The sequence below is a fragment of the bacterium genome, from assembly GCA_035419245.1.
Classification (GTDB): domain Bacteria; phylum Zhuqueibacterota; class Zhuqueibacteria; order Residuimicrobiales; family Residuimicrobiaceae; genus JAKPUX01.
Genome location: DAOLSP010000008.1, coordinates 147130 through 154249, shown reverse-complemented (window position 1 = coordinate 154249; position 7120 = coordinate 147130). Strand labels below are relative to the sequence as shown.

The 7120-nt window shown below is 50.5% G+C and carries 8 protein-coding genes; 4 read left to right on the top strand and 4 right to left on the bottom strand.

The genetic code is table 11. The features are described from left to right. Window positions 1–210: 210 nt before the first annotated feature. The 4 genes from PLH32_11620 to PLH32_11605 all read right to left on the bottom strand — a co-directional run bounded on the left by PLH32_11620 (window position 211) and on the right by PLH32_11605 (window position 4154). The gene (locus tag PLH32_11620) at window positions 211–1002 is read right to left on the bottom strand and encodes an SDR family oxidoreductase (protein ID HQJ65252.1); all 792 of its coding nucleotides are present in this window, start codon (window positions 1000–1002) and stop codon (window positions 211–213) included. A gap of 1318 nt (window positions 1003–2320) precedes the next feature. Then, a complete protein-coding gene (locus tag PLH32_11615; GenBank protein ID HQJ65251.1) occupies window positions 2321–2671 on the bottom strand; it encodes a DUF4405 domain-containing protein in 351 nt (116 codons plus the stop codon). Between the two features lie 94 nt (window positions 2672–2765). Next, on the bottom strand, window positions 2766–3527 hold the full coding sequence (locus PLH32_11610) for an arginine deiminase family protein (GenBank protein HQJ65250.1): 762 nt from the start codon (window positions 3525–3527) through the stop codon (window positions 2766–2768). 165 nt (window positions 3528–3692) lie between these two features. Then, window positions 3693–4154 carry an SRPBCC family protein gene (locus PLH32_11605; protein ID HQJ65249.1) on the bottom strand — a complete coding sequence of 154 codons (462 nt, stop codon included), beginning with the start codon at window positions 4152–4154 and terminating at the stop codon, window positions 3693–3695. A gap of 296 nt (window positions 4155–4450) precedes the next feature. Between PLH32_11605 and PLH32_11600 the strand changes: the two genes are divergently transcribed. The 4 genes from PLH32_11600 to PLH32_11585 all read left to right on the top strand — a co-directional run. Beyond that, a complete protein-coding gene (locus PLH32_11600; protein HQJ65248.1) occupies window positions 4451–4672 on the top strand; it encodes a hypothetical protein in 222 nt (73 codons plus the stop codon). Further along, entirely contained in the window at window positions 4662–5084 is a 423-nt protein-coding gene (locus tag PLH32_11595; protein ID HQJ65247.1) for a PIN domain-containing protein, read from the top strand. The genes PLH32_11600 and PLH32_11595 overlap by 11 nt, the downstream gene beginning before the upstream one ends. Before the next feature lie 456 nt (window positions 5085–5540). Beyond that, entirely contained in the window at window positions 5541–6950 is a 1410-nt protein-coding gene (locus PLH32_11590) for an amidohydrolase family protein (GenBank protein HQJ65246.1), read from the top strand. Continuing rightward, on the top strand, window positions 6938–7120 hold a 183-nt coding region (locus PLH32_11585), incomplete at its 3' end, for a hypothetical protein (protein ID HQJ65245.1). The genes PLH32_11590 and PLH32_11585, both read left to right, overlap by 13 nt.

Sequence of the window (7120 nt, the reverse complement as noted above, 5' to 3'; positions counted from 1 at the left end):
CTGGCAGTTTTCTTTTTGCCAGAAAAAATCTGGCAGCTGGTCCAACGACTGGCCGTCAAAAATCTCTTATTTTTGGGCAGATCAACTTCGAATCTACATTTTTCTTACAATTAAGAGTTTTTCAGCACCGATCAAATACACGATTCATCTTGTTCTCATATAATATACCATTGTTCAATATTTGCGCCGCATGGTTAGCCGGGTTATTATTCAGAGAATCTTCTTGCCTTCAAGCTGAAATTTCGAATAAAACCAGTCCATCAATCGCGGAGATGTGCTATTTAAAGCTCCAAGTGGAAAAAACAATCTCGGCACAATAATGATTGGTTTTCTCTTCAGAATGCCTCGCGCAACTGCATTCGCAACCCTGGCTGCCGATATTTTAACAGAGATCCATGGAACTTTAAGATCTTGAATCATCGGGGTATCTACTCGACCAGGATATACGGTCGTGACTATAATTCCATAGGGTTTCACTTCCTGACGAAGAACATCAGCCAATCCATCAAGGGCACACTTTGCGGCTACATAGGGTGCATCACCAACAATTCCTTTTTTTGCATCCAAGGAATTGATTAAAACAAAATGCCCTGACTTTTGCTCGATCATGTGTGGTAGTGCTTCTTTTACGGCATAGTATGAGCCAAAAAAGTTTATGTCAAAAGACTTTTGGAAATCAATCATTCCTGAATTATTGATTGGGCTTTGTATATACTGTCCAGCGTTTGAAATAAAAATATCAATTCTGTTCCATTTAGCCAACGTCGTATTAACTAATTTCCTGACCTCTGCTCTATGAGACATGTCAGTTTTTATTGAAATGGCCTGGCCGCCAGATCTCTGAATTTGGCTTTCCAATTCAGCAAGTTTATCAGAGCGTCGTGCTGCCAGAACAAGCCTTGCCTGAAACTTGGCAAATAGCAGGGATAGTTCTTTGCCGATTCCACTGGAAGCACCGGAGATTATTATTACTCTATCTTTAAAAAAATCATTTGCTTTCATATTTTTCTCGTAACTTGAGGATTCCTGTTTCGGCTAATGGCTTGCTCACCGGTTGTAAGAGCATAAGACAGCACTGTTACAACGAATAAAACTTTTCATCAACCGAAATACGTCCAGAGAGACCCGCTGATCCAATTCGGTGCAGCAGGATGTCAGTTTGTTATCAATTATTGATATAATTGTTATAGTTGTGTGGCGCCCAACGAGAAGTGGGATCTGCCGAGTCACATAAAATGAAGCCATTAATGCAGCTATATTCCATATCACTCTTGTCGCTGCCCAAGCGATTTGAGGCAGAGATCGGGTGAATCCCTTAGCATCCCTATCTCTTTAAAGCAAAATTTACACTTCTTTTTATTAGAAATAAACACTAAATTAGTGTACACAATCATAGTAAAAAAGAAACACATCATATTGAAAAATATAACATTGAGCGCCGAAGATGAACTCATCAAAAAGGCACGCCAAAAAGCTCAGCAGCAGCGAACTACCTTGAATGCAGCATTTCGGGAGTGGCTCAAACAATTTGTGAATGCCGGCACGAACAGCTCCGACTACGAGTCGCTGATGAAATCACTGAGTTACGCTCAACCCGGAAAAGTTTTCACAAGGGAAAGCTTATAGGAAATTTGATGTTGCTGGGGATCAAAAAATCGAGGAATTTGTCCTATGTCAAGCGCCTGATACGCCCTTTTCAGAACGCCAAGCCATATCCGAGCTCCTAATCGCCTCTTTTATGCCGGTAAATTATCCAATCAGAATCTGAAAATCAAACAATATTTCAAAAATATTTCACAAAAGCATGCAACCTGGCCATATCGCTGTTGGTGCAACTTGGGCAGAAATAAATTTAGGAAGGACTTTTTAAATGCAGATGAGATCAAAATAGCCATAATCATAGCTCGGCTCACTGTCTGCCACTCTGCTTACTGCCGGCGGCGGACGGGAAACTACCTCCTTCCACAACCCGCAGTGACGTAATATTTTCTCAACTACTGCCGGTTGACATTTATCATTAAGACTGACGATCTTCATCTCCCCGCCACAATCCGGACACCGCTGCGGTTCGACCTCATACACTTTCCTGATCAAGGCCGCCCAGCTCATCCGCCGCAGCTTCATGAACTCACCCGAATTCTCGCTACCGCTGCATTCCTTTGCCCGAGTCACAGCCTCCCCTTGCTTGCGCACGCCGCGCTCTTTATTCGAATACCAGCCAAAGTAGTGGATCTGTGCACTATGAACATTCAAATCATGCGGCTAAACTGTGTGTCGCAATTTTCGGGTATAGACCATCCTGGGTGCTAACCGTCGCTGACTAGTGAAGGGCGAGCGCATGAAACGCCACCAGCATGATGAACGCTGACACACCCAGGACGGCAATCACCAATTCTCGCTTGAACCTCAGATACTCTCCGACTTTTGCCTTCACATAGTGGGTGAGAACCTTCCAATTCATCATCACATGGACGACAGCAGCGATTAAAAAGAGAAAAGAAGCCGTGTTATGAATAGTCATGAACAGGTGGCTCGACCTGGCGGCCCCATCGTGTGAGGCGAAATGGAGCGCTATGCCGGAAGGGACCAACCATAGCCCTGCGCAAAATAATGCCAGTGATGCCAACGCGCGAATATTCATTCCTGATAGCTTAGCCGATTTGTCACCCATCTCTTCATTCCTTTTCCTTTTACTATTATCACAACCAACGGACCGGTGCAGAGGCCGCCGGCACTGGAAGGCTAGATGCCATCCTCGACTGTTATTAAAACCGCAGCGACAAACAACTCAAACCGCCATCGAGTTTCTTAAATTCGGTCATTTCAATTTCAACAACCGCATAACCCAGATCCGCTATTTTGCGGGCTGTGACGGGATACCCGGCCGGGACAAGAACCGTTTCGTTAACCCAGATGGAATTTGCGGCGTAAGCTTCCTGATCCGGGACAACCATTTTATTAAAACGTGCGAACTCCGGCTTATCTACAAATTCACCGGACACGACCAGGTTATTATGCTCCAGATAGGCCACGCCTGTTTTCAAATGCAGGACGTGTTCCAGTTCAATGGTCGAACCGGTCATCCCATAGCTTTCGAGTATTTGAATGAGCTGATCCGCACCGGCCCGATTGGTCCGTCCGGAAAGGCCAACATAATAATGCCCGCCCACCATCAGCACATCACCGGCTTCCACCGTCCCCGGCTCGCTTATCTCTTCGATGTCAGAATAAAACCGGCTTACGGCTTCCCTGGTCTGTGCAGTTTCGCCTTTTCTGGATGCGGCCCCGGGATTGGTTATAATGGCACAATGAGGCGTCACCAGCGCCGTGTCTTCCACAAAGGTGGAGTCGGGGAACTCTTCATCGGCAGGCATCACCGTTACATTCAAGCCGCATTCGATCAGGGCTTTGATGTAGGATTGATGCTGGAGAAGCGCCCGTTCATAGTCGGGAACGCCAAGATGGGCTGTGGTCAAGCCCATTATCATGCTCTTTCCGGGTGTCCTGACGATGGCGTTCGCAAACATGAATCTCAAACTCCTTCGCGTCTGACTCAAAGAATAGCAAACTTTTCCAACAAGCCCAAAACGCCACCAGCCGCTGCACAGCAATTTTACAGGGCGAATGAATTGAAAAAAGAAAAGCAGTTCACACTCTTTCAAGGCATCGGTCTGGCGGGTCGGGTGCCCGCCTCAGGCCATTATTTCGCGATGTCTTTTTTCTGCCTCATTTTTCAGTGCTGAAATGCCTTGCTCCAGTGCTTCGCTCAATGCCCTTTTCATTTTCCTGGCCAACAGCTTGACAATCCAGCCTTCAAATGATTCCTCGGTGCGTACTTTCGTACCCTCTTTCTCCTCGGCAAACGTCCAGCTATGCATCGCTCGTATGCCCATCGTGCGGCCTGACCAAACAATACGCCGCGGAGGATCGACTTGTTCTATACGCGATCGTATTTTCATGCCCCCAGCAGTCCAGCGAAACTCTGTGCCTGGCACGACGTTTCCCTGGAGATCCATCGCCTTGACGCTGTCATTCCATTCTGGCCATTTTTCCAGATTGGCTAAAATGTTCCACACCAGTTGGATCGGAGCGTTGACATAGGCCTCCCGCACTGCGTAGGCGGGTGCTTTTTGGTCTACCTGGATCTGTACCATAAGACTATCCTCCCAAGACTAATGACTGGCGGCCAGCCGCGCGTAGAAAAGCTATTATTGATACTCTTTTGCAGTGCCTAACAAGAAGTGGGATCCGCCGAGTCGCATAAACTGAAGCCATAAAAGCGGCATTATTTCATATCGCTGTTGCCGCTGCCCAAGCGACTTGAAGCGGAGGTTGGGTGAACACACTTAACAATGCTATTTCTGTAAATTAGGTGTGGATTTTTTACTTGATTTTGTCAGAAAAACACACTAAATTAGTGTACACATTCATAGTGATAAGGAGGTACATGATGTTGAAAAATATAACATTGAGCGCTGAAGATGAACTCATCAAAAAGGCACGCCAAAAAGCTCAGCAGCAGCGAACTACCTTGAATGCAACTTTTCGGGAGTGGCTCAAACAATTTGTTAATGCTGGCACAAACAGCTCCGAGTACGAGTCGCTGATGAAATCACTGAGTTATGCTCAACCCGGAAAAGTCTTCACTAGGGAAGAAAGAAATGAAAGATAAATTCTTTATCGATACTAATATACTTGTCTATTCTTTCGATCTTTCAAATCCAGTAAAGTGGCAAAAAGCCAACCATCTAATTAAAATGGCACTGGTCGAAAGCAAGGGGTGCATCAGTTATCAAGTCATCCAGGAGTTTCTTAATGTCGCTACGAAAAAGTTTGCCACCCCCCTATCGATCCGCGATTGTCAACGTTATCTAGATTCTGTGCTTCACCCACTTTGCCAGGTGTTTGCTAGTGTTGATCTCTGCCATCAAGCACTTGATTTAATGCAAAGGTGGCAGTATTCATTCTATGACTCGCTGATTCTTGCCGCCGCACTGCAAGCTGACTGCAAGATTCTCTATTCAGAGGATTTGCATCATGAACAGCCGATCAAATCTCTTACTATTTTGAATCCATTCTTGTAGAAACTAATTCAGTTGCGCATGAGCTGCGGCCCACAAACCTCTCTTCGTGAGTTCACCTCCCGGCCATCAGCTCGACGCGCTTGTCAAACAGCCCCCGGAACATGACCCTCATAGTGACGCCGTTCCCTCTATAGATAGTATTAAGCGGTATATCACTATCCAGCTCACGGCATGAACTCGACTGCGCTTTCTCCCGCTCCACCCTCTCAAGACATTTTCCCGAGTTTTTTGTATGTTACAAATCTCTGCAATCTTTGTCAAGCGAAATGGCGAAAAGCGGATTTCTATTCCCCCAGCAGTCATTGCGGCGCCATTGTTTCCTCTCTCATGCTTATTCGAAACGAACCATCCCTGCTAACACCAGAAAAAAGCCCCTTTCCCTGACAAAGCTCTTGCACCCCTCTGCGCAAAAAGCTATATTTAACCATTCAGCGCACAGAAAGGCGGGCTTTCCCCATGTACGCCACAACGACATGCCTGCATAACGGCACCCTTGTCTTCGACGATCATCTCGAGCAGGCCGATCTGCTCATCGAGAGCGGCCGCATCGCCGCCATCGCTCCGGCCGGAGCATTCACGCAGGCCGAGCGCATCCTGGACGCCGCAGGCTGCGCCATCCTGCCGGGTTTTATCGACCTGCACACCCATATCGATGATGTCATCGGCGGCAAGAGGCTGGCCGACACCTGGCGGAGCGCCTCGCAGATCGCCTTGCAAAACGGCATCACCACCCTCTGCTCCTTCATCACGCAAGGCAGTGAGGAATCGCTGAGCAGCGCCATCGCGCGTGCGCAAGAGAAGGCGGTGGGGACGAGCTTTTGCGACTTTGGCTGGCACCTGACGCCGACCCGCTTCGATGCCGCTGGATGGCGGGAGATCGAAGCAGCCATCGCCGCGGGCTTCTCCACCTTCAAGTTCTATACCACCTACCGCGAGGCCGGGCTCTATTCGACCTATTCGGAGCTGGAGGAGCGCATCAGCCGGCTGCACAGCCGCAGCGCCCGCGTCCTCGTCCACTGCGAGGATGACGCCATCCTGGAGCGGGCGCGGCGAGGGGAGATGGCAGCAGGCCTTGACGCCATCCGGCTGGAGCGCGCGTGCGCTGAAATTGATTGGAGCGACCCGCGCAGCCATGCCCGGATCCGGCCGGCTGAGGCGGAAGTGACCGCCATCCGCCGCCTGATCGAGATCGCCCGGCGTACCGGGGCGCACGTCCATATCGTCCATGTCTCGACCCCGGCAGGGTTGGATGCGATCCGCACCGCCGGAGAAGCGCTGGTCACCGGCGAAACCTGCCCGCACTTTCTTTTCCTCGACGAAAGCTGGCTGAGGCGGCCGGACGGCCGGCGCTGGATCTGCGCGCCCCCCCTGCGCCCGGAGGCATCGCGGCGCAAGCTGGCGGAGATGGTCCGCGCCGGGGAGATCGACTGCCTGGCCACCGATCACTGCGCCTTCACCCGGACGGACAAGGATTCCGGCGGTGGCGACATCCGCCGCACCCCGGGCGGCGTGGCGGGCATCGGCGCCCTGGTCCCCTTGGCGTTCAGACTTTTTGAGGGGAAAGATGCGGATGCGAGCCTGCAGGCTGTCCGCCGCCTGCTCTCGGCCCATCCTGCGCAGATCCTTGGGCTCTACCCTCGCAAGGGGAGCCTTCAGATCGGCGCCGATGCCGATCTGGTAGTGCTCCGGACCAGCGGAGCGGAGCGATCCATCTGCTCGAGCTTGGCCGATACCTTTGAAACCTATCCCGGCATGAAGACGACCGTGGCCATCCGGGCGGCCTTCCTGCGCGGTCGGCTTGTTGTGGAGAACGGGGAGATCCTGGAGCCGGATACGCCCGGAGGTGTATGGCTATGTCAGAAATGAGGGAAAAGGGCTGGCGCAACGACGGCCCCGCCAAGGTGACCGGACGGGCCAAGTTCACCGGCGATCTAAAATTCGCCGGTATGCTCCATGCCGTCCCGGTCTATGCCGATCACGTCCATGCCGTGTTGACCGGCATCGACACAGCGGAGGCAGAGAAGAGCCCCGGGGTG